This is a genomic window from Achromobacter sp. 01N37, from assembly GCF_056399725.1.
Genome location: NZ_JBFTRX010000002.1, coordinates 107,671 through 133,536, shown reverse-complemented (window position 1 = coordinate 133,536; position 25,866 = coordinate 107,671). Strand labels below are relative to the sequence as shown.

General features: G+C 61.3%; 29 protein-coding genes and 2 pseudogenes. 20 read left to right on the top strand and 11 right to left on the bottom strand.

Annotated elements, in window-relative coordinates:
* The first annotated feature begins 28 nt into the window (after positions 1-28).
* The 9 genes and pseudogenes from AC1DSJ_RS03805 (at position 29) to AC1DSJ_RS03765 (ending at position 8,546) form a co-directional block, all read left to right on the top strand.
* A complete protein-coding gene (locus AC1DSJ_RS03805) occupies positions 29-436 on the top strand; it encodes a Zn-ribbon domain-containing OB-fold protein (protein WP_441371765.1) in 408 nt (135 codons plus the stop codon).
* A 31-nt stretch (positions 437-467) separates the two neighbouring features.
* Entirely contained in the window at positions 468-1,619 is a 1,152-nt protein-coding gene (locus tag AC1DSJ_RS03800; RefSeq protein ID WP_441371764.1) for an acetyl-CoA acetyltransferase, read from the top strand.
* Positions 1,620-1,642: 23 nt separating this feature from the next.
* Entirely contained in the window at positions 1,643-2,956 is a 1,314-nt protein-coding gene (locus tag AC1DSJ_RS03795; protein ID WP_441371763.1) for a 3-hydroxyacyl-CoA dehydrogenase, read from the top strand.
* A 137-nt stretch (positions 2,957-3,093) separates the two neighbouring features.
* The gene (locus AC1DSJ_RS03790) at positions 3,094-4,098 is read left to right on the top strand and encodes a Bug family tripartite tricarboxylate transporter substrate binding protein (RefSeq protein WP_441371762.1); all 1,005 of its coding nucleotides are present in this window, start codon (positions 3,094-3,096) and stop codon (positions 4,096-4,098) included.
* A gap of 256 nt (positions 4,099-4,354) precedes the next feature.
* Positions 4,355-4,531: a hypothetical protein gene (locus tag AC1DSJ_RS03785; protein ID WP_181953224.1), complete on the top strand. Its 177-nt coding sequence runs from the start codon at positions 4,355-4,357 to the stop codon at positions 4,529-4,531.
* A gap of 299 nt (positions 4,532-4,830) precedes the next feature.
* A pseudogene (locus tag AC1DSJ_RS03780) lies at positions 4,831-5,085 on the top strand (YSC84-related protein); the annotation flags it as partial.
* Between the two features lie 185 nt (positions 5,086-5,270).
* A complete protein-coding gene (gene pagP / locus AC1DSJ_RS03775) occupies positions 5,271-5,825 on the top strand; it encodes a lipid IV(A) palmitoyltransferase PagP (RefSeq protein ID WP_441371827.1) in 555 nt (184 codons plus the stop codon).
* A gap of 257 nt (positions 5,826-6,082) precedes the next feature.
* The gene (locus AC1DSJ_RS03770; protein ID WP_441371761.1) at positions 6,083-7,117 is read left to right on the top strand and encodes a glycosyltransferase family 2 protein; all 1,035 of its coding nucleotides are present in this window, start codon (positions 6,083-6,085) and stop codon (positions 7,115-7,117) included.
* Positions 7,101-8,546 carry an ArnT family glycosyltransferase gene (locus tag AC1DSJ_RS03765; protein ID WP_441371760.1) on the top strand — a complete coding sequence of 482 codons (1,446 nt, stop codon included), beginning with the start codon at positions 7,101-7,103 and terminating at the stop codon, positions 8,544-8,546. Before AC1DSJ_RS03770 ends, AC1DSJ_RS03765 begins: the two co-directional genes overlap by 17 nt.
* Here AC1DSJ_RS03765 and AC1DSJ_RS03760 read toward each other — a convergent pair.
* Positions 8,536-8,958 (bottom strand): annotated as a pseudogene (locus AC1DSJ_RS03760) (FAD-dependent monooxygenase); the annotation flags it as partial. The gene AC1DSJ_RS03765 and the pseudogene AC1DSJ_RS03760 sit on opposite strands and share 11 nt — an antisense overlap.
* 56 nt (positions 8,959-9,014) lie before the next feature.
* Here AC1DSJ_RS03760 and AC1DSJ_RS03755 point away from each other — a divergent pair.
* Positions 9,015-9,146 carry a hypothetical protein gene (locus tag AC1DSJ_RS03755; RefSeq protein WP_441371759.1) on the top strand — a complete coding sequence of 44 codons (132 nt, stop codon included), beginning with the start codon at positions 9,015-9,017 and terminating at the stop codon, positions 9,144-9,146.
* Here the strand turns inward: AC1DSJ_RS03755 and AC1DSJ_RS03750 are convergent.
* From AC1DSJ_RS03750 to AC1DSJ_RS03730, 5 genes are all read right to left on the bottom strand, one after another.
* A complete protein-coding gene (locus tag AC1DSJ_RS03750) occupies positions 9,129-9,635 on the bottom strand; it encodes a CinA family protein (protein WP_441371758.1) in 507 nt (168 codons plus the stop codon). The two genes, AC1DSJ_RS03755 and AC1DSJ_RS03750, sit on opposite strands and share 18 nt — an antisense overlap.
* Before the next feature lie 68 nt (positions 9,636-9,703).
* Complete coding sequence (galU, locus tag AC1DSJ_RS03745) at positions 9,704-10,537, bottom strand: UTP--glucose-1-phosphate uridylyltransferase GalU (protein WP_054427194.1); 834 nt, start codon at positions 10,535-10,537, stop codon at positions 9,704-9,706.
* A gap of 119 nt (positions 10,538-10,656) precedes the next feature.
* Positions 10,657-11,097, bottom strand: coding sequence for a GNAT family N-acetyltransferase (locus AC1DSJ_RS03740; protein WP_441371757.1), 441 nt, complete (start codon positions 11,095-11,097; stop codon positions 10,657-10,659).
* Between the two features lie 42 nt (positions 11,098-11,139).
* On the bottom strand, positions 11,140-12,360 hold the full coding sequence (locus AC1DSJ_RS03735) for an MFS transporter (protein WP_441371756.1): 1,221 nt from the start codon (positions 12,358-12,360) through the stop codon (positions 11,140-11,142).
* On the bottom strand, positions 12,357-13,469 hold the full coding sequence (locus tag AC1DSJ_RS03730; protein WP_441371755.1) for an alpha/beta hydrolase: 1,113 nt from the start codon (positions 13,467-13,469) through the stop codon (positions 12,357-12,359). Before AC1DSJ_RS03730 ends, AC1DSJ_RS03735 begins: the two co-directional genes overlap by 4 nt.
* Before the next feature lie 142 nt (positions 13,470-13,611).
* Here AC1DSJ_RS03730 and AC1DSJ_RS03725 point away from each other — a divergent pair, with 142 nt between their 5' ends.
* A complete protein-coding gene (locus AC1DSJ_RS03725) occupies positions 13,612-14,514 on the top strand; it encodes a LysR family transcriptional regulator (RefSeq protein WP_441371754.1) in 903 nt (300 codons plus the stop codon).
* 24 nt (positions 14,515-14,538) lie between these two features.
* Here AC1DSJ_RS03725 and AC1DSJ_RS03720 read toward each other — a convergent pair whose 3' ends face one another.
* Positions 14,539-14,694, bottom strand: coding sequence for a hypothetical protein (locus AC1DSJ_RS03720; protein ID WP_175171129.1), 156 nt, complete (start codon positions 14,692-14,694; stop codon positions 14,539-14,541).
* Positions 14,695-14,739: 45 nt separating this feature from the next.
* Complete coding sequence (locus tag AC1DSJ_RS03715) at positions 14,740-15,189, bottom strand: universal stress protein (protein ID WP_175171128.1); 450 nt, start codon at positions 15,187-15,189, stop codon at positions 14,740-14,742.
* 244 nt (positions 15,190-15,433) lie between these two features.
* Between AC1DSJ_RS03715 and AC1DSJ_RS03710 the strand changes: the two genes are divergently transcribed.
* From AC1DSJ_RS03710 to AC1DSJ_RS03670, 9 genes are all read left to right on the top strand, one after another.
* A complete protein-coding gene (locus tag AC1DSJ_RS03710; RefSeq protein WP_441371753.1) occupies positions 15,434-15,859 on the top strand; it encodes a universal stress protein in 426 nt (141 codons plus the stop codon).
* Between the two features lie 67 nt (positions 15,860-15,926).
* A complete protein-coding gene (locus AC1DSJ_RS03705; protein WP_254600695.1) occupies positions 15,927-16,706 on the top strand; it encodes a L,D-transpeptidase in 780 nt (259 codons plus the stop codon).
* Positions 16,703-19,087, top strand: coding sequence for a phosphoketolase family protein (locus AC1DSJ_RS03700; protein ID WP_441371752.1), 2,385 nt, complete (start codon positions 16,703-16,705; stop codon positions 19,085-19,087). The genes AC1DSJ_RS03705 and AC1DSJ_RS03700 overlap by 4 nt, the downstream gene beginning before the upstream one ends.
* Before the next feature lie 67 nt (positions 19,088-19,154).
* Positions 19,155-19,613, top strand: a complete 459-nt coding sequence (locus AC1DSJ_RS03695) for a universal stress protein (protein ID WP_346553265.1) — start codon at positions 19,155-19,157, stop codon at positions 19,611-19,613.
* Positions 19,614-19,758: 145 nt separating this feature from the next.
* Positions 19,759-20,214: a CBS domain-containing protein gene (locus AC1DSJ_RS03690; protein WP_346553264.1), complete on the top strand. Its 456-nt coding sequence runs from the start codon at positions 19,759-19,761 to the stop codon at positions 20,212-20,214.
* Positions 20,215-20,242: 28 nt separating this feature from the next.
* Positions 20,243-20,764: a flavodoxin family protein gene (locus tag AC1DSJ_RS03685; RefSeq protein WP_342066639.1), complete on the top strand. Its 522-nt coding sequence runs from the start codon at positions 20,243-20,245 to the stop codon at positions 20,762-20,764.
* A 223-nt stretch (positions 20,765-20,987) separates the two neighbouring features.
* Positions 20,988-22,076, top strand: a complete 1,089-nt coding sequence (locus AC1DSJ_RS03680; RefSeq protein WP_346553262.1) for a PAS domain-containing sensor histidine kinase — start codon at positions 20,988-20,990, stop codon at positions 22,074-22,076.
* Positions 22,073-22,726, top strand: coding sequence for a response regulator (locus tag AC1DSJ_RS03675; protein WP_054427183.1), 654 nt, complete (start codon positions 22,073-22,075; stop codon positions 22,724-22,726). Before AC1DSJ_RS03680 ends, AC1DSJ_RS03675 begins: the two co-directional genes overlap by 4 nt.
* A gap of 178 nt (positions 22,727-22,904) precedes the next feature.
* Positions 22,905-23,639: a helix-turn-helix domain-containing protein gene (locus AC1DSJ_RS03670; protein WP_175171121.1), complete on the top strand. Its 735-nt coding sequence runs from the start codon at positions 22,905-22,907 to the stop codon at positions 23,637-23,639.
* An 86-nt stretch (positions 23,640-23,725) separates the two neighbouring features.
* Here the strand turns inward: AC1DSJ_RS03670 and AC1DSJ_RS03665 are convergent, their stop codons facing one another.
* The 3 genes from AC1DSJ_RS03665 to AC1DSJ_RS03655 are packed head-to-tail and all read right to left on the bottom strand — an operon-like array spanning position 23,726 to position 25,865.
* Entirely contained in the window at positions 23,726-24,385 is a 660-nt protein-coding gene (locus AC1DSJ_RS03665; RefSeq protein ID WP_346553260.1) for a tetratricopeptide repeat protein, read from the bottom strand.
* Positions 24,382-25,197 (bottom strand): SDR family oxidoreductase, encoded by an 816-nt coding sequence (locus AC1DSJ_RS03660; protein ID WP_441371751.1) that lies wholly within the window; start codon positions 25,195-25,197, stop codon positions 24,382-24,384. The genes AC1DSJ_RS03665 and AC1DSJ_RS03660 overlap by 4 nt, the downstream gene beginning before the upstream one ends.
* The gene (locus AC1DSJ_RS03655; protein ID WP_346553256.1) at positions 25,194-25,865 is read right to left on the bottom strand and encodes an iron-containing redox enzyme family protein; all 672 of its coding nucleotides are present in this window, start codon (positions 25,863-25,865) and stop codon (positions 25,194-25,196) included. The genes AC1DSJ_RS03660 and AC1DSJ_RS03655 overlap by 4 nt, the downstream gene beginning before the upstream one ends.
* Position 25,866 lies beyond the last annotated feature (1 nt).

Here is a 25,866-nt window from a genome sequence, read left to right as displayed (position 1 = left end):
CGCGGCCAAAGAATCTTGGGAGGCGAATGTGCAGAATTCCTCAAACAGCACACACACAGCGGGCGACGAGGCAGTCGGCCCGGAGCAGTACTTCCAGCGCATGCTCGAACAAGGGCAGTTCATGATTCAGCGCTGCGAAACAACCGGCCGCGCCGTTTTCTATCCTCGAGCCATCTCCCCTTATGGCGGCGGACGCTTGCGCTGGGAAGCCGCCAATGGCGACGGCACCATCTATTCGACCACCGTCGTGCGCCAACGCCCCGAACGGGGTGGGGACTATTGCGTCGTCCTGGTGGACCTTGAAGAAGGACCGCGCCTGATGAGCACCGTTGTCGATATGGAACCCCAGGCGGTGACGATCGGCATGCGAGTCCGTGCAGAAGTGCGCCGCCAGTCCTCTGGCGTGCCGCGCGTGGTGTTTGTGCGCGCGGACTGACCGCGCGACCCATGATAATTGGAATGAATTGATGGCTACTAGTACAAGAGGGGCCTCGGCGATTGTCGGGATCGGCACCACGCCTGGCTGGAACAGCCCCGGGTTCTCGGCGTTGGATCAACTCGGCATCGCCGTTCAGGCGGCTGCTGCCGATGCGGGCATCGGCGTGGACCAGATCGACGGCTTGTTCACGTCCACCCTGACGCATTTCATGCCCGCCCTGTCCGTGGCGGATTATCTCGGCATCCATCCGGCCTATATGGATGGCACCAACATCGGCGGCTCCTCATTTCTGGCTCACCTGTTGTCGGCCACGCTTGCCCTGCAAGCCGGGCTGTGCAAAGTGGCCTGCATTTGCTATGGGTCGAACCAACTATCGGCGGGCGGCAAGCTGACCACCCTGACCGAACCCGCACCCTGGGAGGCGATGTATTCGCCGCGCAACCCCATCAGTGGCTACGCCTTGGCTACCGCGCGCCACATGCACCAGTACGGAACCACGCGCAAGCAGTTGGCCAGCGTTGCGGTCGCCGCGCGCCAGTGGGCGCAGCTCAATCCTGCCGCGCACGAGCGCGGCCCCTTAAGCATCGCCGATGTCCTGGATTCCCGGCCCATATCCGATCCACTCACGCTGCGGGATTGCTGCCTGGTGACCGACGGCGGCGGAGCGATGATTCTTGTCGCCGCAGAGCGCGTGCCGGAATTTGCCAACACGCCGGCCTATGTTCTGGGTGTCGGTGAGGCAACCACGCATCGCCAGATTTCGAGCATGGAAGACCTCACGGTCACGGGTGCCGTGCACTCCGGCCAACGCGCCTTCGAGATGGCGCGCGTCGCGCCACAAGAGATCGACGTCCTGCAGCTCTATGACGCATTCACCATCAACCCGATTCTGTTTCTTGAGGACCTGGGTTATTGCGCCAAGGGCGAAGGTGGCGCGTTCGTGGCGTCAGGCGTGACCGCGCCCGGCGGCGCACTGCCGGTCAACACCAACGGCGGCGGCCTGTCCTGCAATCACCCGGGCATGTATGGCATTTTCGCGGCCATCGAGGCGGTGCATCAGATCCGCCGCTCCGCAGGCGCCAGACAGGTTGACGGCGTCGATCTGGCCCTGGCCCACGGCAATGGCGGCCAGTTGGCCAGCCAGGTCACCGCGATTCTCGGATCGCGCGCCACCCTGTAAACGCAGAAACCTGGGACACAATCATGAGCAGCACGACCAGCACGCCAGTCGTCACCTACCATCCCTTCGCGGCCGAAGGTCAATTGCACAAGATGCCGTTCGCGGCCAAGGCCAGGTCCGTCAGCCGCGCGGCGGTGATAGGCGCCGGCACGATGGGCGGCGGCATTGCGATGTGCTTCGCCAACGCCGGCATACCCGTGCTGCTGCTGGAGAAAGACGCCGAGCGCCTCAGTCAGGGCTTGGCGCGCATCGAAGAAAACTACGCCAACTCCGCTCGGCGCGGCCGAATCAGCGCAGGCGACGTCGCGCAGCGTCTCGCATGCATACAGGGCAGCACTCGCTTCGAGGATCTGGCCGACGTGGATCTGGTCATTGAAGCGGTGTTCGAGGAAATCGGGCTCAAGCACGAGATATTCAAGACGCTTGATCGGGTCTGCAAGCCCGGCGCCATCCTGGCCTCCAACACCTCTTACCTGGACATCGATACTATCGCGAGCGCCACCCGGCGGCCCCAGGACGTGGTCGGGATGCACTTTTTCAGTCCCGCCAACGTCATGCAGTTGCTGGAGAACGTGCGCGGCTCCGCCACCTCTGACGACGTGTGCGCCACCGTCATGGAAGTGGGCCGCCGCCTGGGCAAGGTCGCCGTGCTGGTGCGGTCCTGCGACGGATTCGTCGGCAACCGCATGTTGGCCAAGCGTACGCGCGAAAGCTATTTCCTGCTCCAGGAAGGCGCCTCGCCCTTTCAGATCGACCGTGTCCTGCGCGACTTCGGCCTCCCGATGGGGCCGTTCGCCATGGCGGATCTGGCCGGTTTGGACGTGGGCTGGCGCAATCGCCAGAGCCGCCTGCAGAACCTGACGCCGCGCGAGCGCGAATGCGACATGCTGGACCGCATGGTCGCCGCAGGCCGGCTGGGCCAGAAGACCCAGGGTGGCTTCTACGACTATGACAGTGACCGCAAGGCCACCCCGTCACCGGCTGCCGAAGCCCTGGTCGCCGCACACCGCGCCGCCTCCGGCCGACAAGCGCGGCAGATCTCCGACCAGGAAATTCTGGAGCGCTGCCTGTACTCCATGATCAACGAAGCCGCCTATATCCTCGAGGAGAATATCGTCGAACGCGCCTCCGACATCGACGTCGTCTGGCTCAAAGGTTACGGCTTTCCCGCCTATCGGGGCGGCCCGCTGTGCTACGCGGACCAGATCGGCCTGCCTGCCATCCTGGCTGGGCTGCGCGAGTACGAAGCCGAGCACGGTTCGCAATACTGGAAGCCGGCCAATCTCATCGTCAAGCTCGCTCAGGAGGGGCGAGGTTTTCACGATGGCTCTGCCTGAAGGCGCGCACACGCATTAAGAGAGAGCACGTCAACGGTGTCCCCAAGGGATGCAGGCACGGTCAATACCTGACCTGCGTGGGCAGCGGACCTGGCATATACAGAGGTTTTGATAACTACAACAAACCGGAGACAAGCGTGTCTGACAAGCAATTGCATCGCATCCCTTTGGGCCGCAATCTTGCCGCCATCATCATCTGCGGCAGCAGCGCCCTGCTCGCGCCTGGCGTCGCGGCTGCCGCCGATTGGCCCGACGGCAAACCCATCACCATCGTCATCCCGTTTTCGCCTGGCGGTTTCACGGATCTGGTTGCGCGCCGCTTCGCTCAGGACCTGGGCAATGAGTTGAAGACGACCATCGTGGTTCAGAACAAGCCCGGCGCCAGCGGCCAGATCGGCACTGCGCTCGTCGCGCGCGAGAAACCGGACGGCTACAACCTGCTCGTTACGGCCACGCAGCACGTGATCTATCCCGGCCTGCAGCCCAACCTGCCCTACGACCCGAAGAAGAGCTTCTCAAACGTGGCCATTCTGGCTTACGCGCCTAACGTCCTGCTGGTTCCCGCCAAATCTCCCATTTCCAACGCCAAGGAATTCACGGCCTACGCCAACAAACAACCTGGCGGTCTGGCTTTCGGCTCCAGCAGCGTGGGCGGCTCGGCACACATGTCCGGCGAACTCTACAAAATGGTCGCCGGCGCAAATCTGCGCCATATCCCCTACAAGGGCGCAGCTCCTGCTGCCACCGACCTGATAGGCGCGCAGATCCCGGCGGCATTCTTGGACGCCACATCGGCAGCCGCCTTCATCCGCTCGGGCGACGTCAAAGCCCTGGCTGTCACCTCAAAAGACCGCCTGCCCAGCTTGCCCGATGTCCCCACCGTGGCCGAATCTGGCTATCCGAGCTATGAATCGCAGGCCTGGATAGGCCTCTTCGGCCCCGCCGGCATGCCGACACGCATCGTGCAGAAACTGAACCAGATCGCCATCGACAGCGCCAACACCGAAGCCAACATCAAATGGCTTAACGACAACAATGCCACGCCGGCCAAGCTCTCGCCGGCACAGGTCACGGGCTTCGTCGACGCCGAGCTCGACAAATGGAAAACCGTTATCGACCAGGCGCACGTCACGGTCCAGTAGCACTGGTAAGGCGCTCGCAAACGGGCGCCGTAACCCCGAAGCGGCCCGGGGCCGGCCTAACTTCGCGTGGGAGAGCCGTCCATATCTTTATGTATGGGTTTTTTCCACTTTCATTTACCACCAAAACCATACAAGCAGAACAATTCAACAACTTGTATGGAGCTTGGCGGTAAAATCTGGCTTCCTATGGGGAGTACGGCGCTCGCTCTCCCCAATCCCCCGCTCTCAGCGTTGCCATTTTTTAAGCAGCCACGAGATGAAGCTGCTGAAGCAGCGTTTCGAGGAAATGATGAATTTTTGGGTCCCTGTAATCTTCGGTACGTTCAAGGTCCTCGTGTTGGGCACCGGCATGTTTCTCGCCATCAAGTCGCATTACGACGGAGAGAAAAAGGAAAAGAAGGAGAAGGAAAAGGAGATGAACGCACCGCAGTAGAGGCGTCGTTGGTAGAGGCGTCGTTGGTAGAGGCTTCGATGCTATCGATGCGGTGGCCGGCGTTCTGCTCAGTGCGGGCGGCACGGCCGTGGCGCAGTTGGGGCGAACGTTGTCAGGGTCTTACCCAATGCACGCATGATTGAGGTCCATTCAGATCAAAGAAAAGGACTTGCAAAACGATCCAGACGAGAATGCCCCTGGACGCGGAATTCGGATGTTTAAAAACGTTAGGAATCGGTTGCTCGTATTCCCTGGTATCACGACTGTCTTGATCGCCGCTATTCTAAAGCTGCTGTTGTGGGCTCTACCGCACCGCGTCCGGCTCGATCGGCATTCATGCGGGCGCGCAGTCGAAGGCCATGGTTCTGCTGTTCATGACGGATGACGCCTCGAATAACTTGCGCAACAGCAATGGCTGGACCGTCGGCGCCGACGCCACCGTGCTCTAGTCAATATCGGCGCAGACGAACGCATCGATACCAATACAGCGAACCAACCGACCGTTGGGTTCGTGATGAACAAATAGCGGCCTGATGGCCGGCATGTCGCTCTAGGGTACCAATATCTCGAATTACGAGCCCTGACTGCGCCGGTGGGATGCAAACCGCGGCAGCGTCAGTTCAAGGTGTGTCCAATACGCGGCATTTTTTCCTGTCGTAATGGGAACGTCGATATGACAGGGAAAATAAGGACAGTTCCATTACCGTATTGGACCCGTCATTTCTCCTCGACGGCCGCAATAACCGCAAGACTCCGGGTAGCGATACTGTTTGTACTGCTCTCTGTTTCCGCGGCCCCCGCACGGTCTTGCGACAGCATGCCCAACTGGGCGCGGTCCGCCTGCAACCGGCTTGACCAGATCTGGACCGAGGGCGGTAACGATCTCTACATAAGCGGATATACGTGGCACAACCGCGCCACGTACAGCAAAGAACAAATCAACGGCTTTAACGAATTGGCCTGGGGCGGCGGATACGGCCGCAGCATCTACGATGAAGACGGTGATTGGCAGGGCCTTTACGCCATGGCCTTTCTGGACTCACACAGCAAGGTCCAACCCGCCGCGGGCTACGGCTTCCTGAAGATCGGCCAGGTCAGCGAGAACTTCCGACTGGGTGCGGGCTATACCGTGTTCCTGACCGCGCGCCAAGACATCATGGGTTATGTGCCTTTCCCCGGCATCCTGCCACTGGTCAGCGCGAGCTACAGGGGCGCTATGCTCTATGCCACCTACATCCCAGGTTCAAGCGGCACGGGTAACGTCCTTTTCATATTCGGCCGCTGGCGCTTCTGAGGCCTCGGCCCCGCGCCGCGGAACGCCGGGCAGTGCGCATACACGACCGAGCGTCGCAACGACGTTGTCACCTCGCAGATTTTGTCCAATGCCGATGGCGAATCCGGCTCTGTTCGCTTTGCTGCTCGTTTTCACGGGTACCCCTTTCCAGTAAGCAGGAGGTACTTTGCAAAGAGAGATAAATGAATTTCAAGGGTTGATGGTTTTCGTGCGGTTCTATCCGAATGGCAGACTTCGATAGCGAGTGGTGTCAAACGATGATCACGTTACCTCCAAATCCAGCGGGCGCCGACGCAAGCGCGGAATGCCAGAGCAGTATCTCGGTCATCATCCCGTTCTTCAATGAGCTGGATGTCTTGCCCATCTGTCATTCCAAGCTGAAAGAAATACTAGGAAAGCTGGCCCTGCCGTACGAACTCGTGTACGTGGATGACGGAAGCACAGACGAAAGCGTCTTGTACCTGGCTGCGTTGATTCAGAAAGAGCCCGGAGTCCGCGTAGTGTGTTTAAGCAGAAACTTCGGCAAAGAGGCGGCGATGAGCGCCGGCCTTGCCTATGCGCGGGGCGAGGCGATGATCCTGCTGGATGCCGATTTGCAAGATCCTCCGGAACTCATCCCGGAGATGGTCAAGGCATGGCTGGAGGGATTCGATGTCGTTTCGATGCGAAGACGAAAACGCGAGGGCGAAGGGTTTGCCAAGCGATTGTCCGCCTACGCGTTCTATCGAGTCCTGAGCCGTTTGAGCCGCTCTCGAATTCCCGCAGACACTGGCGATTTCAGACTGATGAGTCGTCGAACCGTGGCGGCTCTGCTCCAAATGCCAGAGCGGTGCCGCTATATGAAAGGTCTCTATTCGTGGATCGGGTTCCCGACCAAAGTGATCGATTATGACCGAGCCCCCAGAGTCGCGGGCAAGACAAAATGGAAGTACCTGGCCTTGTTCGGTCTCGCCCTTGAGGGCATTACCTCCTTTTCAACCGCGCCGTTGAGATGGGCAACCGCCATCGGCGCGGTCGTGGCATTGGCAGGTGGCAGTTTCGGCCTCTGGATAATTTTCAAGACTATTGTGTTCGGCCATGATGTGCCGGGCTACCCGTCCCTGACGGCCATGATCACCCTTCTAAGCGGCATTCAACTTTTGACAATCGGTCTATTGGGCGAATACGTAGGCAAGGGGTACATGGAGACGAAGCAGCGTCCCATCTTTGTCGTGCGAGATGTTCTTGAGGCCGCCATCGAAATGGCGCCACACCAAGCCGAAATGCGAGCAAGAAATGCAGTTGACGGCTAAACGCTTTTTTTGGATGCTGGCGGGCGTCGTCATTGCGCGTCTACTTTCAATGGCTCTGATGCCACTGATTGATAATTCAGAACCACGATACGCCGAGATTGCCAGATTCATGGTCGAGTCTGGAGACTGGATAACTCCTTGGTACGAACCTGGCGTTCCGTTTTGGGGAAAACCACCTCTATCGTTCTGGGCCCAGGCGCTGGGGATACTTACCCTGGGAAACTCTGAATTCGCCGTTCGATTCCCCTCATTCCTTGCGATGGCGGCGCTTGCGGCCTTGCTCTATCGTGGGACAGCTATCCTGGCTGATCGAGAGACGGCACGATGGGCGACCCTCACACTTGCGACCATGTTCCTGCCGCTGACCGCAGCCGGCGCGGTGCTGACGGATGCGTTCTTTGCGCTGGGGGTCGCCTATGCTGTGTTGGCGTTCCTTGTTGCGCGGGAATCGCCTACACCGTTTTGGCGCTATGGCCTCTTTGTGGGCTTGGCGATTGGTGTGCTGTCCAAAGGACCATTGGCCATCGTCCTCGTCGGGATAGTGGTCGTGCCATGGCTTGCCATATACCGGGAGCGCATGGCGCATCTGACCGATCTGCCTTGGGTTAAAGGCACGTTGGTATTCCTGGCGCTGACCGTTCCCTGGTACATCTGCGCAGAGATAAAGACCCCAGGATTTCTTCGGTACTTTTTAATCGGCGAGCACTTTCTGCGATTCGTGGACGCAGGCTGGCAAGGCGATCTGTACGGTACGGCGCACCGCAGGCCGTTAGGCAGTATTTGGGGCGACTGGCTGCTTGCATCGTTTCCGTGGGGATGCGGCGGTATCCTGTTTGCCATTTGGGTAGGTACGCGATCATCTCGCAGGGCAAAGGCAGTCGAGATCAGCAGGTCGCCTGTCGCCGGATACCTGGCCCTGTGGGCCCTTGCCGCTCCGGTCTTCTTCTCATTTTCCGGAAATATACTTTGGACGTATGTGTTGCCAAGCTTGCCTGGTTTCGCAATGCTTTTCGCGATTCACGCCAAAGCTTTTCTCGCTGCCTGCGACTCAACACGCTTAGGCAGAGTGTTGATCGTCACAGGTGCGCTGGCGCCAATCGCGGCCATTAGTCTTGGGCTGATTTCGTTCGCCGTCCCGACTAAATTCAAGACCGAGAAGCAGTTGGTTGCAGCGGCCCGGTCTCAGATGAGCGAAGGACAACAGCTGTATTTTTTGGATAACCTGCCTTACTCCGCGCGCTTCTATTCCGAAGGTCGGGCAACGCTGATTGCTATCGGGGACCTGGAAGGGCTCGACTTTGCACAGGGAAAAATCGCTTTTATCGCCATTCCCCCGGATGAAGAGCCTTCAATTCAAGCAAGTGTCAGAGCGCGGTTGGCGCCGATCTATAAAAGTCGTCGCTATACGCTGTACAGGATCAATGGCTAGCGCGTCGCCGCAGACGAGCTACGGCCGCGATCTGCGGCATTGGCAGGCCCTGTCCCCACCCGTCGGCCAAGACCTGCACGTCACGCAAAGGATCGGACGCCTTGGCCCGCTCGTTGCGCAGGCGGCAGGTTTCAGGATCGGTGGCGAATAACCCGCGAGCAAAGCCCCGACCTTGCTCCGCCAGCTTTGCCGTTTTGGGGCTGCGGATCTTCGTGAACGCCCGAAAAGCCTCATCCAGGCTGCCGCTTGCGCCATCCAGGCATCGGACCAAATGCCACGCATCCTCCAACGCCTGGCAGGCCCCTTGCCCCGACGTCGGCAACGGCGCGTGTGCGGCATCCCCCACCAGCAGTACATTTGCCCGACTCCACGTATGCAGCGGCTCCAGGTCATGCACCGCAATCAGGCGGATGAGAAAATTCCCCCGTGAAAAATATGACCGGGCATCTCATGAAGCGTGACTCACCTATGAACCGCCTTGACGACCTCGGCTCGCGCATCTGCATTTTGGGCCCCAGCAACAGCGGCAAGTCCACGCTGGCCCAAGCCATTGCGCGCAAACGTGGACTGCCGGCCATCCACCTATCCGCGATGCGCTGACTCGTGCTCCAGGAAATGCTCCATGATCCCCAGCAATGCGAACTCCGCGCTCGCCTCGCGTATTCCGTTGCGATCCCCTGAGAACTGTCGAGTTGCGGTGTACACCATGGGACTGGCATCCGCCCGGCCTCGCTTGAACACCCAGGCGTAGCACTGCGTACCGCTGGGGATTCGGTCATCAACCGCGTCGGTGACGCCGGTGTTAGCCACTGCCACGTTGGCGTGGCTCTTGCGCGCCGCACCCAGCGCCATGTCCAGGGCCACGGCCTCGCTCGTCAGGTTATGGGAGGACAGCGTCGATTGCGACACACCCAGGCAACGGTGCTTGGCCTCAACGGAATAGACGACAAACGCGCAATCCAACAGCTGGCCGGCTCCGGGAACATCCGCTAACTTTGCCGCGATCAGCCCCGCCGTGCACGACTCCGCTGTGACCAACGTGAGCTTGTTTTCCAGCATGAATCTGGCGACTCGTTCAATGGCGTTCATTGGCGTGCTCCCGAGGGTTGCAACGCTTGCAGCAAGGCGTGTACCCAAGACGCTTGACGATCTTGAAGTCACGCCAATCCGTGATACTTCCTGCCGATTTCCATGGTGGCTTGGTAAAAGCCTTCTTTGCTGCCGCAGTCGTAGCGCGTGCCGTCGTACTCGTAGCCAAATACCGGTCGCGCTGCCATCAGGCTGGCGATGGCGTCAGTCAACTGAATCTCGCCGCCCACACCAGGCTGAGTGTTATGCAATGCCTGGAAAATGGACGGGTCCAACACATAGCGCCCTACCACCGCCATATCAGACGGGGCGTCGGCCGGATCAGGTTTTTCCACGATGCCGGACAGCCGCAAAACGTGCGCGGCCGCCTTCTGGCCTGACACGATGCCGTACTGCCGCGTGGCCGCCGCGGGCACGCGCTGGATCGCCAACACACTGCCCTGGAACTCTTTTGCCACTTTCATCATTTCGCCAATGACGGGGGAGTCCGCATCGATCAGGTCATCGGCCAGCAACACCACAAACGGTTCGTCGCCCACGATCGATTCGGCGCACAGCACGGCATGCCCCAGGCCCAACGCGGCGGGCTGTCGCGTGTATACGCATTTGACGTGGTCTGGGATTACGCTGCGCACGCTATCCAGCAACGCCACCTTGTTCTTCGACTCCAACTCCAATTCCAATTCGGGAACCCGATCGAAGTGGTCTTCGATCGCCCGCTTATTCCGGCCGGTCACGAAGACCAGTTCCGTAATCCCCGCCGCCACCGCCTCTTCGACCGCGTACTGAATCAGGGGCTTGTCGACGACGGGTAGCATTTCTTTGGGCATGGCTTTGGTGGCTGGCAGAAACCGCGTGCCCAACCCGGCCACCGGGAATACCGCTTTGCGTATGGGAAACATAAGTGCCTCTGTCTCGTGATCCGTCGCCCCTTGAACGATGGGGCGCACTGGCGGTTAGCAAATTACGTGCCCAACAGACGGAACCCCAGAAGTCAGTCGCCGCCGACACCGTCGCAACGTTATGTTGATCGAAGCTTCACAAACACAAGCTCGGGATCGTTGTCATCCAGATTTTCAATCCGGCCGCTTTCGATATAACCCAGGCGCCCGAGCAATTGGCGCATCGCGATGTTCGACGTATTGGTTGATGTGAACAATTTTCCTTGGCATTGCAATTCCAGCATCCGCATGATGGCAGTCGCTACCCCGCGGCGCCGTGCAGAAGCCTTCACGACGATCAGCGGGATGAAATCGTGCTCGAAAAAAGATTGGTTCAGTACGCCGTAACCCATTACCGCCGATGCATCCGCCGGCTCTACGGCGGCCCAGCATTGGCCAGCGGCCACCGCCTTGGTGATAAACGTTCTTCTGCCCCGTTCCTGCTTGGCAATTGGGTCCAGCTCAATGATCGAATCGATGTCTTCACGAGAGGCGGGTCGGACGTTCGTTGGGGAAAGCATGGTCGCGATCTATCAGGAGGGAAGAACGGTGAGTCTATCCCGTTACTTCATGAGCACCGTGGCCGCCTGGGCCCGCGCGGCCCGAAGGGTCAAACCGGCGCCGGTCACCAACCCCGCTGCACTCGCGATGAAGGTGCTTTGATAGCCGTTCGCGTCGAACAGTATCCCGCCCAGGGTTGAGCCCATCGCAATGGAAAACTGAATCACCGCCACCATCAGGCCGCCGCCGGCCTCGGCGTCGTGGGGTAGCGCGTGCGCGACCCAGCTCCACCAGCCCACGGGTGCAGCGGTCGCCATCAGCCCCCACAGGCCCAGCAGAACGGCCACGGGCGCGACCCAGCCGCCAAGCGGAATCAGCGCTGCGGCAATCACCGACATGAGGAGCGGAATGATGATCAGCGGACCATACAAACTTCGCTTGAGAATCGAGCCGATCACCGCCGTGCCGATGAAGCCCGCAACACCGATCACCAGCAGCAGGAGCGATAGCGTGGAGACGCTGACGTGTGTCACCGTTTCGAGGAAGGGGCGCAGATAGGTGAACAGCGTGAATTGGCCCATGAAGAAGGCGCCGCACGCCGCCATGCCGTAGGCCACATTGCGGCGCTTGAGCACGTTGAACACGTTGCCAGACCCCGCTGCGCGCGCCCCGGTCTTCATGGCGGGCAGTGCGATCCATTGCCAGGCGAAGGCGATCAGCGCCAAGGGGACCAAGGCGAAAAATGCGCCGCGCCATCCGATGATCGAACCCAGGTAGCTTCCCAATGGAGCGGCAATGACCGTCGCCAAGGCATTGCCGCCGTTGAAGATCGCCAGGGCTTTCGGCACTTGACTGGGGGGCACCAGGCGCATCGCCATGGCGGCCGACATGGACCAGAAGCCGCCGATCACCACGCCAAGGAGCGCGCGGCCGGCCATGTAGGTCAGGGTGTTCGGGGCGAACGCCACGGTGGCGCCGGAGACGCCCATCAGAACGGTCAGCGCCAGCAGCAGCGTCTTGCGATCCATCGTGCCGGCCAACGCGGAAATCGACAGGCTGGTCAACACCGCGAAGGCGCCCGAGATGGCGATGCCCTGGCCTACCCTGCCTTCGGTAATCTGCAGATCCGTGGCAATCGGAGACAGCAGGCTGACGGGCATGAACTCAGAGGCCACCAGCGCGAAAACGCACAGCGACATCGCGAAGACGCCGCTCCAGCAGGCGGGCCGGTCTTCCGATACGCGTTGCGCCCCCGCCGGGGCGTCAGCGAGGTGGGTGGTCATGCCGAAGCCAGGTGCTGCTTGAAGAATGCCGTCAGCTTGCCGAATGGAATTACGTCCGTCCGATCGTACAAATCGGTGTGGTTGGCGCCCGGGATGATCATGAGTTCCTTCGGCTGCGCCGCGGCCGCATAGGCGGTTTCGCTGAAGTAGCGCGAGTGGGCATTTTCGCCATGGATGAACAGGATCGGACGCGGGGAAATTTCCGGGATGTACGTCAGGATCGGCATGTTCATGAACGACAGCGGCGTGGTGATCGTCCAGGCGTTGCCCGAATTGACCGCACGCGGATGCCGCCCGCGCGGCGTCATGTAGTAGTCGTGATAGTCCACCAGGAACTGCGCGTCGCCTCCCTTGAGTTCGTTGTAGGGCGCTTGGTAGGCGGGCGCGCCTTTTTCTGCGTCCGCCCAACGTTGCTGGCTCAGCGCCTCCAGTGTTTGCGTGCGCTGTTCGCGTGTGACGCGATCGTCATAGCCCTTGGACATGACGCGCGTCATGTCGTACATGGTGCTGGCGACGACGGCCTTCACGCGCTTGTCCACGGCGGCGGCGTTCAGAGCCATGCCGCCCCACCCGCAAATGCCAATCACGCCTATCCTTTCGCGGTCAACAACGGGTTGCAGGCCAAGGCAATCCACAGCGGCGCTCACGTCTTCGGTATTGATGTCCGGCGAGGCAACATTACGGGGTTCACCGCCGCTCTCACCGGTGTAAGACGGATCGAAGGCCAGCGTGACAAAGCCCTGCTCGGCCATGGTTTGCGCGTAGAGCCCCGAAGACTGTTCCTTCACCGCACCGAACGGGCCGCAGACGACGATAGCGGCCTGCTTGCCGCGGACGTTCCGGGGTTGGTACAGGTCGCCCACCAGCGTGATGCCGTAGCGGTTCTTGAAGGTGACCTTCTTGTGCTCCACCTTGTCGCTCTTGGCGAAGGTCTTGTCCCATGTGTCGCCGGGCGTTACCCGCGGCTGGGCGGCGGCCGGTCCCGCAGCAATGGCCGCCACGCTCAGGGCCGCGATGCCGGTGCCGGTCATCTTCAGGATGTCGCGGCGGCTCACGTCCTTGCCGTCTTGCACCGCAGTTGCAGCGCGCGCTTCGTTTCTCTGGGCCATGGTGTTTCTCCTTGAATGCTGGGACGGGTGCGTCCATCGGTATGACGCAAATTTTCCCGCGCAGGGCACACCATGACTAGCTAATGAATGCTTAAAGGGCTTATAAGTTCCACTAATGAAAAGTCCGTGGGAAACTGACAGCATGGTCCGGCGAAATCTGAACGATCTCCTCTCATTTGTCACCGTGGCGCGGGAAGGCAGCTTCACGCGCGCAGCCGCGCTGCTGGGCGTCACGCAATCAGCGCTGAGCCAGGCAATCAGCGGCTTGGAGGCCAGGCTGGACATCCGCCTGCTGACGCGCACCACGCGCAGTGTGTCGCTGACCGCTGCCGGGGAACGGCTGTTGCAGGCCATCGGGCATCGCTTTGACGAAATCGAAGCAGAGCTGGATGAACTATCGGAACTTCGCGACAAGCCGGCCGGCACGGTACGCATCACCTGCGGCGACCATGTGCTCAAGACCACGCTGTTGCCGAAGGTTGCGCCGCTGCTGCACAAGTACCCGGACGTCAACGTTGAATTCGACGTCAATTACGGCTTCAGGGACATCGTGGCGGATCGATTCGACGCGGGGGTGCGCTTGGGAGACACCATCGACAAGGACATGATCGCGATGCCGATCGGCCCCAAATTGCGCATGGCCGCCGTCGCCGCGCCGGCCTATTTCGCCAAGCATGCGAAGCCGAAGAAACCGGAAGACCTGACGACGCACAGCTGCATCAACATGCGCTTTCCCACGCATGGCGGTCTTTACGTTTGGGAGTTCGCGCGCAAGGCGAAGCAGTTGAACGTCCGCGTTGAAGGACAAGTCACGCTCAACAGTACGCCGCACATCGTTCAGGCAGCGCTGGCGGGCCTGGGCATTGCCTATCTGCCCGAAGAAGAGTTCGCGCCCCACATCGAGAAGGGCCGCCTCATCCGGGTGCTGGAGGAATGGTGCCCCGCCTTTGACGGTTACTACCTCTATTACCCGAGCCGGCGGCAGCCGTCTCCTGCGTTTTCATTGGTGCTGGACGCGCTGCGTATGCCCCCGCAAGGAATCTGATGACGCAGGCTGACACCCGGTATCTCAGCGCGCCCCTTTATGGTCTTTTTGCCCCACATTCTTGTGGCGCCCCACCACCTCGGCCATTTCGGCCTTGCGTTGTTGCTGCGACGCTTCCTCCTTCGGATCGGAGGGCGTCTTTCTCTGTTTGTTCTGCGGCGTTTTTCCAGGTTGTTCCATGTTGATCTCCAGGGGTTGTGGATCAGGGATCGGTTGAGCCGCCCGTCACGGCGTACGGACCAGCAATACGGGAACAGGAGAGGTGCGCAGCACGGCTTCGGCGCTGCTGCCCAGCATTGCGCGCGTCACGCCACGCCGACCGTGTGTGCCCATCACGATCAGGTCGGCTGGCCAGTCCCGGGCGGCCATCACAATTCGCTCTTCCACCGGCAAGCCCAGATCATCGTAAAGCACCGTTTCCACCGGCAGTTCTGCCGCGGTGGCGCGCGTGCGCGCTTGGTCCAGAATCTTCACGCCTTCCTGCTTCAGATTCTCGATCAGCTCGCCCGTGTAGTAGCCCGCGTAGGGGTTGGTGGCAATAAAGAGCGACAGGTCATCCAGCACATGGATGATGCGCAGCGTCGCGTGCGCCCCCTTTGCGATCTTGATGGCTTCGTCCAGAGCCCGATTGGATGCGTGGCTGCTATCAACCGCGACAATGATGCGTGTGTACATGATCTCGTCCTTGCTGGGGGCGCGGCATCGCCCCATGCCTTGAGTCCTATAGTGCGCTATCGCGATCAACGCATGTTGACCATTTTCAATTCGAAAACGGGGACGAAGATCTGCCCCTGCGCCATGCAGCCGGGTTGCAATGAAGTTGACCGGCGTCAATGGAATCCATCACCGCAGTGCCATGATGGAGTTCATACCGCAAACGGCCTTCTAGCGAAGACCACCCCTGCACTCAGGAGGCATCGTGAAAAACGTTCTGATTCCCGTAGACGGCTCGGCCAACTCGTTACGCGCCGTGGGCTACATGATTGACCACGTCCGCGAAAATGGCCCCTGCACCCTGCACCTGCTCAACGTGCAACCGCCCATCGTTTCCGGGACGGTGCTGGGTTTTGTTTCCAAGGACATGATTCAGGAGTACTACCTGGACGAGGCCAAGATGGCGCTGGCCGACGCCAAGGTGGCGCTGGACAAGGCGGGGGTGATGTATCAAGAGGCGCTCCGGGTTGGGAATATTGCGGAATCGATCAAGGCGTACGCCACCGAGCATCAATGTGACCACATCATCATGGGCTCACGTGGACTGGGCGCGGCGGGGAGCCTGCTGCTGGGATCGGTGGCGTTGAAAGTGCTGCACACCATCCATATTCCCGTCGTCCTGATCAATTAGGCCAAAGCGCATGAGTCCGCGGCCCCTCCAGCGTCGCGCCATACCGACGTGGGTGACGGCGGGTGCAATGGTTGCCGCGCCCCTGGCCGGCAACGTGACGGCCTGGGCGCAAGTCTCGGTCGAGGACGTCGAGCGCGCCTTCCGCCAGGAGGTCACCCCTGCGCTGGCCCTGCCCGCCGACGAGCAGACGCGCTATGCCAACCTGGCCTTGCAAACGCTGCAAATGGCGGGCATCGATTTGTTAGGCCCCCAATATGTGCTCGTTGTGGACCGGCATGTGAAAGTGCAGGCCGCGATGCTTTACTGGATGCGCCCTGCTGCCCCGGCAACTTATATAGGCGCGGCCCCGGTGTCCACGGGCCGGGTCGGCCAGTTCGATCATTTCGAAACCCCGACGGGCGTATTTGCGCACAACTTGAATAACCCCGATTTCCGCGCCGAGGGGACGAAGAACGCCAATGGCATTCTTGGCTATGGCGCGAAAGGCATGCGCGTCTACGACTTGGGCTGGCAACAGGCCCGCCAGGGCTGGACCACGGATGGTGTGAGCACGATGCGCTTGCAAATGCATGCGACGGACCCGTCTCTGCTGGAGTCCAAACTAGGCACGCCGCAGTCCAAAGGTTGCATCCGCATTCCTGCAACGCTCAACCAGTTGATCGACCGGCTAGGCCTGTTGGACGCCGACTACGAACTCGCCGCCGACCTCGTTTCCACGCCTTGGGTGTTGCGGCGCGACCGAACGCCTGCCTATGGCGCGGGGCGTTACCTTATCGTTGTTGAAACCGTGCGCGATGGGCGCCCCGCCTGGTCGCTGGCCCCCGGCCACACGAAGGGAAAACCATGACTAGCGCATCGCCGAACACCCAGCTGGACCGCATCCACGCCTACTGGCAGGCCAGCAATTACCTGTGCGCCGGCATGCTTTATCTGCGTGACAACGCGTTGCTGAGAAGGCCGCTGCACGCGGATCACATCAAGCGCCGGATTCTTGGCCACTGGGGTACCTGCCCGGGGCAGTCCTTCACGCTCACGCACTTGAATCGGCTGATTGTCGAGCACGACCTCAACCTGATGTATGTGTGCGGCCCGGGGCATGGGGCAGCGGCGGTGCTCGCGCACGCCTATCTGGAGGGGCACTATTCGGAACGCTATCCCGAGTGCTCGCAAGATGAAGCCGGGATGCTCCGGCTATTCCAGAAGTTCTCGGCGCCAGGCGGTGTCGGATCGCATTGTTCGCCTCATACGCCCGGCTCCATTCACGAAGGCGGCGAGCTGGGCTACAGCTTGTCGCACGCGTTTGGCGCGGCGTTGGACAACCCCGATCTCATCGTGGCCGCGATGATTGGCGATGGCGAAGCCGAGACCGGAGCCCTTGCGGCATCCTGGCATTCCAGCAAGTTTCTGAATCCGGCGCGCGACGGCGCGGTGCTTCCGATTCTGCATCTGAACGGATACAAGATCGCCAACCCGGCCATTCTGGCGCGCATTCCACATGCCGAGCTGCTTGCGCTGTTTGAAGGCTACGGCTATCGGCCGATTTTCGTCGAAGGGTCCGACGCGCCCGCCATGCATCGCAAGATGGCGCGCGCCCTGGACCAGTGCTTGGCGGATATCCAGGCCATCCAAGCGCGTGCGCGAGCAGGCGGCGCGAAGACGCGGCCTTGCTGGCCGATGATCGTCTTACGCACGCCCAAGGGCTGGACGGGGCCGCAACGCGTGCACGGCCACGCCGTTGAAGATTCCTGGCGGGCGCATCAAATCCCGGTGTCCGACCCGGCAGGCCGCCCTGACGAGCTGCATGTGCTGGCCGAGTGGCTCAGCAGCTATCGCCCCGAAAAACTGTTTGACGCAGCGGGCAGGCTGATACCGGAATTGCGCGCCCTGGCGCCCGCCGGCCATCGGCGCATCAGCGCCAACCCCCATGCCAATGGCGGAAACTTGCGCCGGGCGCTTGAACTTCCCGACATCGCCGGGCATCAGATCGCCGTGCCGCAGCCGGGCGTGCAAACCGCCCAGGCCACACAGGTGCTGGGGGAATACCTGCGCGACGTGATGCGCCTGAACCTGGACCGGTTTCGCGTGTTCGGGCCAGACGAAACCGCCAGCAACCGGCTGTCCGCCATCTATGACGCCTCTGGCAAGACGTGGATGGCGCAACTGCTCGACAGCGATGCCGACGGCGGCAACCTGTCGCCCACCGGCCGCGTCATGGAAATTCTGAGTGAACAGACGCTGGAGGGGTGGCTGGAAGGCTATGTGCTGACGGGCCGGCATGGCCTGCTCTCCACGTATGAGGCATTCGCCCACGTCATTGATTCGATGTTCAATCAGCACGCGAAGTGGCTGGACAAGGCTAAACACCTGGTGGACTGGCGCACGCCCGTGCCGTCACTGAATTTGCTGATTACCTCGCTGGTCTGGCGCCAGGACCACAACGGGTTCAGCCATCAGGACCCCGGCTTTCTGGATGTGGTGGCCAACAAGAGCCCTGATGTCGTCCGAATCTATCTGCCGCCGGACACGAACTGCCTGTTAAGCGTGGCGGAGCATTGCCTGCAGTCGGTGGACTACGTCAACGTCATCGTGGCCGACAAGCAGCCGCACCTGACGTATTTGAACGGGCCGGACGCCATGCGCCATTGCCAGGCGGGCATCGGCGTGTGGGAGTGGGCCAGCACGTTCGTACCTCATGAACCCGATGTCGTCATCGCCTGCGCTGGGGATATTCCTACGCAAGAAGCGTTGGCGGCCGTTGCGATGCTCAAGCAGATGTTCAGCGGGCTGAAAATTCGCTTCGTCAACGTGGTGGACCTGTTCACGCTGATACCCGATCAGCAACACCCGCACGGCTTGTCAGACGACGCCTTTGACCGCCTGTTCACGCTGGACAAGCCTGTCATTTTCAACTTTCACGCCTATCCCGCCCTGATCCACAAGCTCTGCTACCGCCGGCGCAATCACGCCAATTTCCACGTACACGGCTACCGGGAGCAAGGCGACGTCAACACGCCGTTCGAGCTCGCCATCCTGAATGGCATTGACCGCTACAGCCTGGCGATGGATGTGCTCAAGCGCGTCCCGCGTCTGCGCACGTGTTCGGCGGCGCACATGCAAACCCTGCTGGCGCTGCAAGCCCAGGCGCTCGCCCAGGCTCGGGCGGAAGGCATCGATTCAGACGACATTGTGAACTGGCAGTGGCCGGCGGCAGGCACGCTGCGTCATTGACTCCGGTCAATGTCGCAGCCCGCAAGGGGCCGATACTGGGTACCCGGCCACCGCCTGGAGACTCGCCATGTATGAACGCATTCTGGTGCCCATTGATGGAAGCCCGACCTCGGAACTTGGCTTGAAAGAGGCGATGCGCCTGGCGATGCTGACCCATGGCAGGCTGCGCCTGATCCATGTGATCGACGAATTGTCCTTTGCCCTGGCCGCCGACTCCTACGGCAATTACGCGGGCGAATTGCTGGACCTGCTTCAGAAAAACGGCGCTGAACTCCTGGCCAAGGCGCAGACCACGGCGCGCGCGCAAGGGCTTCAGACCGACACGGTGCTGTATGAAAACCTGGCAAAGACCGTGGCGCAACGGGTGGTGGACGAGGCCGTCAGTTGGCAGGCAGACCTGATCGTCGTCGGGACGCACGGCCGCCGCGGCGTACGCCGCATGGTATTGGGCAGCAGCGCCGAAGGCATCCTGCGAACCTCACCGGTTCCCGTGCTGCTGGTGCGCGCCCCCGAAGGCGCGTCGTGATGGCACCTCGTAACGGCACCTCGTGATCGCGACCCGCCCACAACCCTTGCTTGACCAAAATCAAGTTCCGCCGCCCTTGAGGGATCACTATAGAGATGACGATTTCACAGGGCAGGATGCGCCTCTGCCCTCCCGGAGAACAGCCATGCTTGCGCACGAACTCATGACCCCTGACCCCTATTGCGTGATGGCCCGAACGCCTGTCTCCCAGATCATGCATGCAATGCTCGACCACGATATCAGCGCCGTGATGGTGACCGGCGACGACGGCGGACTGATTGGTGTGGTCACTGAAGGCGATCTCATCCGGCGTCAGGACAGCGTGCATCAGAAGAAACTGGACCACTGGCTGACTTTGCTTGCCGAGGGCGAGGCGCTGAATCTGGAGTTTCTGCACAGCTTGCAGCTCAGCGAGCAAACCGCCTCCGCGGTGATGAGCCGCCCCGCCATCACGGTAGAGGAAACCGCCGATCTGGCAACGATTGCGGACGTGTTGCTCAAGCGCGGCATCAAGCGCGTTCCCGTCACTCGGGCGGGAAAACTGGTCGGCGTGGTCAGCCGGCGCGACATTCTGCGAGCGCTGCTGGCTCAAGAGACGTGATGCCGCCATTGCGGCAAGGGGACACACCATGGCACGCATCGGCATTTTCTTCTATTCCCGTACGGGAACCGGGCGAACCGTCGCCGAACGCCTGGCTAGCGTCAGCGGATGGCCCAGCTACGAAATTCGCGACGCGTCTCCGCGTTTCGGATTGCGGGGAGATCTGCGCTGCGTCGTCGATACCTTGTTTAAACGCAGCCCCGCCTTTCGCTATGACGGCCCCGGGCTGGACCAGTTCGATCATGTGGTGCTGATCGCCCCCGTGTGGCTGCGCGCGCTGGCCGCGCCGATGCGCTCGTTCTTGAAAGCGCAGGGCCGAATGATCAAGGCCTATTCGGTGATCGTCGTCATGTCGGGTTATGGCGGGTTTCGCGCCGTGGACGATATGGCGGCCATTGCAGGCGCCAAGCCGCGCTCGATTCTGCTCTTGAAACAATACGATGTGCTTGCCGAAGAGTGCGATGCATCTCTGTGCCGTTTCAGAGAGCAAACGCTGGCCGCCGATGGCCCCGGCGGATGGAACGACCCCTTGCTGCCGTCCATCGACTGACGCTGCGTTTCCCGCCGGATTTCTCCAGCGGATTGCTCCCTCGGGCTGCTCCCACGGGCTGCTCCAACAGGCTGCTCCCACGGCTGCTCCCACAGATGCGCCCCCTGTAAACGCACTAGTGCTTTTGGCGCCTCCGCGCCGCGCCTATGGCTTCACCCGGCAATGTGTGCTGCAATGATTTTTCCCCGAACCAGGCTGGCTCGCATCCATCGCACACATTGCAATGACGCCCTCGCCTAGCGCGCCTCCGCTGCTCGATATCATCCAGTCCGCAACCGAACCGATCATCACAATCGACGAGCATCAACGCATTGTGATGTTCAACCCGGCGGCAGAGCGCGTGTTTCTGTGCCACGCCGACCAGGCCATTGGCGCCAGCCTCGATATCTTGATACCGGCGCGCTTTCGCACGGTGCATGCCAAGCACGTCAGCCGTTTCAAAGATACGGGCATGTCCGACCGGAAAATGGGCTTGGGCGCGCCGCTGTGGGGGCTGCGGTCCAACGGCGAAGAGTTTCCGATGGAAGCCTCTATCTCGCAGACGAAAACGGACTCGGGGGTATTCCTGTCGATCTTCCTGCGAGACATTACCGAGCGGCAGCGCGTTGACCAAGCGCTGCGCGCGTCGCGGGACGAACTGACCCGGCTGTCCAACGCCTTGCTGCATGTGCGTGAGCAGGAAAAAAAACACATCGCCCGCGAGCTGCACGACGATCTTGGCCAGAGCCTGACGGCCTTGACCATGGAGCTGTCCCAACTGGAATCCAACCTTGATCCCGACGACAACGACGCGCGGGATCGAGTTCGTGCGATGCGCCAGGTGATCAAGGCCACCTTTGCTTCACTGCGGCGTATTGCCTCTGACCTGCGGCCCGTCATGCTGGATGACCTGGGGCTGGCCGCGGCCGTCGAATGGCTCGTGGCGAATTTTGTATCGCGCTATGGCATCGACACGCATGCAGAGATCCACATCGGCCCGGCCGAGCCCTCCAAACGGGTCGCCACGACCTTGTTTCGGGTGGTGCAAGAGGCGCTGACCAATATCGCCAAACATGCCCAGGCGACGCAGGTGCAACTGCACCTGACCTGTGACGACACGCAATGCACGCTGACCGTGCGGGACAACGGCGTGGGCGCCGCGCCTGAAAGCCTGACCAAGAAGCTGCCGCTGTCGCTCGGCTTGCAAGGCATACGCGAACGGGTTCGGCTGCTTAATGGTGATGTGACGATCACTACCCGCAAGAAGGAAGGATTCCGCCTGGATGCCCGGATGCCGGCGCAACATCCCGAATCGCCCTGGGAGGCATCGTGATCACCGTCATGCTGGCAGACGACCACACCTTGCTGCGCGAAGGGCTACGGCGCCTGCTTGAGCAGGCCGGGGACATCTCCGTTCAGGGCGAGGCCGCAAATGGCGCTGAAGCGCTGAAACTGCTGGAACAGCGGGCGTGGGATCTGCTGGTGCTCGATATGTCCATGCCCGGCCGCAACGGCGTAGATCTAATCCGTCAAATCAAGAGCGGCCATCCCGACGTGCCGATTCTGGTGCTGACCATGCATGGAGAGCAGCAATACGCCATCCAGGCCATCAAGGCCGGCGCGTCAGGCTTTCTGACCAAAGACATCGCCGCCGAAGAATTGGTTCAGGCGGTTCGGAAGGTAGCGGGCGGCGGCCGCTATCTGAGTCCGTCGCTGGCGGAGAGCATCGCCTTTGATCGGCAGGACAACACCGGCGCACTGCCCCACTTGCTGCTGTCAGATCGCGAGCTATCGGTATTCCGCCATCTTGCGTCTGGCTTGAACAATTCAGATATTGCCCGGCGCCTGTTCCTGAGCGTCAAGACGGTCAGCACTTACAAAAGCCGCATCCTGGTGAAAATGAACCTGCGCAATCAGACGGACTTGGTGCGTTATGCCATCCGGCACCAGCTGATCAACGAGCAAGATCTCCCGGACCTCTAAGCGGAACGTGTAGGAATATTCCTACGCTTGTAAGGCACCGCTGCCAAAAACTGGCGAACGGCGCTGATAGCACCTGCTTGGCGGACATCCGATACTGCTGAAAAGCCTGCCGCGTTGCGCAGCGCGCATTTCCTCAGCAAAGCATCGCTCCGATCGAACGACCTAGCGAGATGCAGCCATGGACAATATCGTTGCTTATCCTACCGGCCCAGCCTGGCGCACGGCCGTGCCCCCGAACTGCGAGCTATGCGTCATGGCGCATTTGTGCAACCCCGTATCGGATGGGTACGCGCCTCAGATTCCCGTCCCCGTACGCAGCCAGAAGCTGGTGCATCGCGGAGAACCTGTCTATCGGGCGGGTGATCCGCTGTTGAATTTGTATCAGCTTCGATCCGGATCAGCCAAGGTGCGTGTCACCAATCTGTCGGGGCAAGAGCAGATCACGGCGTTCCCCGTTGCGGGCGCCTTGCTGGGGCTGGACGGGATCGAAACGGGCATCCACACCTGCGACGCCATCGCGCTGGAAGATTCGCTGGTCTGCATCCTGCCGTATGCGGAACTGATGGGCAACTGCCGCAAGGACTACGACGTGGCCCAGCAATTCAATCGGCTGATTGCCCATGACTCAAACCAGTATTGCCGCCTGTTGCTGACCCTGGGCTGCATGACCACCGATGAGCGGGTCGCTGGCTTTCTGATCGGCATTTCCGAGCAGATGGCCGCCAACGGCTACTCGCCGCTGGCGTTCACCCTGAAGATGACGCGCGAGGATATCGCCAACCATTTAGGCATGAAGGTTGAAACCGTTTGCCGCGTGCTCGCGCGTCTGCAAGTGGCGTCCATGGTCAAGGTGAGCCGGCGGCAACTGGAAATACGCAACGTTGAAGGTTTGCGCCAGATGAGCTGCCAATAAGGCGTCCCATTAATCAGCCGTCCCATCAATCAGCCGCTCCATTAATCCGCCGCTCCATTAATCAGCCGCCCCGTCAATCCGCCGCGCTATCGCACGCTCTCCAGCAACGCCCGCGCCTCCTGCTTGCGGCCAGCGTCGGCCACCTCGCGGCCGGGCCGCGGCGGCGCCTTCAGCGCCTTCTCAAGGTAAGGAATGGCCTCGGGCTTTCGATTCCGATAGATCAGGTAGTCGGCATAAAAGTAGTTGGCGTCGATCCCATCGGGGTTTATCGCCAAGGCCTGTTGCAACAGCGCTTCCGCTTTTTTGTTGTCGCCAAATCCCACCGGCCAGCCGGGCACCTTGTAGTACAGGACGCCCAGGCTGTTCAGGGCGGACCCGCCCAGCGCCTTGCTATCGATCTGGATGGCCGTTTCGTATTCCGCTTTGGCCTGCTTGGCCAAACCCAACGCGCCCAGTCCGCCTTTGGCGCCCGCCCACGAGCTCAGGATGATCCCCTCCCAGATGTGCGGTTCCGCCTTGGCGGCAAAGCGCTCCGTAAGCGCATGCGCCTGCTGCGCCAGCGTCTCGAAGCGGGTTTCGCGCTGGTTGGCCGGCGTCTGGTACTGGATCACCGCCCAGTCATTCTGAAGAGCGCGTATGCCCTGATCAAGATCGTCGGGGGCCGACGCGGCAAAGGCTGATAGGGACATTGACGCGCCCGCCAGCATGGCGGCGGCCGCCTTGAACAAGGAGAGTCGGGTAATCATGAAGAGGCTCCTGGAGGAAATTTCAAAGACATCAGCGCGCGGCGGTGTTTTGCAAACGCGCCATCAAGCCATTCGGGACACAAGCCGTTCAAGCGCGCGGCAATCGCCTCGACGCCGCCAGCAAAACCCTGGCGCGATTCGCTTTTCAGCATGCGCGACACGCGAACCGCAATCGCTTGCGGCGTATCACTGGCGGAACCGGTTGCGTGGTTGAATGCGTCGACCTGCGGGGAATTGAATGGCGTATCAATCGCCCGCGGCGCGTAGTACTGAACCCGGACGGTAGAATCCGCCAGTTCGCGGCGCAGCGACTCGGTGTAGATCCGAAGCGCGGCTTTACTTGCGCCGTACACAGAGAACCCGGGTACGCCCAAGCTGCCCAGCGTCGATCCGATATTCAGCACCTGAGCGCGCGGGCGGCTGCGCAGTAGCGGCAGCATCCCCGCCGTCAGCATCATGGGCGCCACGACATTCGTTTCCATCACGCGCCGGGCGTCGTCGCTCTGCACGTCCTCTGCGGGCCCGAACGCCGCCACGGCGGCGTTATTGATCAGCACATTCGCGCATCTGGCCGCAGCGGCGTCGATGATGGCCGCGCGGCCGTGATCCGTCGTCACGTCCACCACCAGGGCATCAACGCGATTGCGGTCTTGCGCGCCCGCGCTGAGCGACTGCGCCAGACTCAGCAGCGGCCCCGCCGTGCGTCCGATCAACAGCAAACGTGCGCCTTCGGCAAAGAGCTGCCGAGCAATCGCGCTGCCCAGGCCGCCCGCGGCCCCGGTCAACACGATGGAGGCATCGCGCGGGCTCATGCGGCCTCCGTTTGCGTCTGCGCACGGGGCAATGCGCGGAAAATTGCGCCGTACAGGCCGTAGAACATGTTGGCGGCGTGGATCACTGCGGCCTGATCCCCCGCATCGTCCAGCCGATTCATCAGCAGGGCGAAGTGCGCGGTGTGTTCCTGGTCCAGCGTGCCATGCGAACGCAGATAGCTGAAAGCGGACGCCGGCAGCGCCAGCTTCTGCTGAATCTGATCCGCAGCATTCAACGCCAACGCGACGCTGGTGCCTTCCAGAACGTGCACCATCCCGAAAAATCCCACCGGATTCTTGCGCGCGATCATGTCATAGGCATAGGCGACCATCACGTCGGTCTGCGGGCCAGGCCCGGCAAGCCGGACCTCGTCGGCGTCCTGCCCAAGCGCCCGCAGGTCGTTCAGAATCCAGGCGTCGTGCCCGGTTTCCTCTTCGATGTATTCGTCGATGGGAGCCAGCATCCAATTCAACCTGGCCGGCATGCGGGCACGGCAGGCGTGCAACAGCGGCACGGTATGGCTGACGTGGTGATAGGCCTCGCGCAGGAAGGCAATGTAGGCAGGCAACGCGACGGTGCCATGCAAGCAGTCCTGGATGATCGGAGTCGTCACCAGCGACTCCCGGCTTGCACGGGTATCGATAAGCAGTTTGTCGAAAAAGGTCATG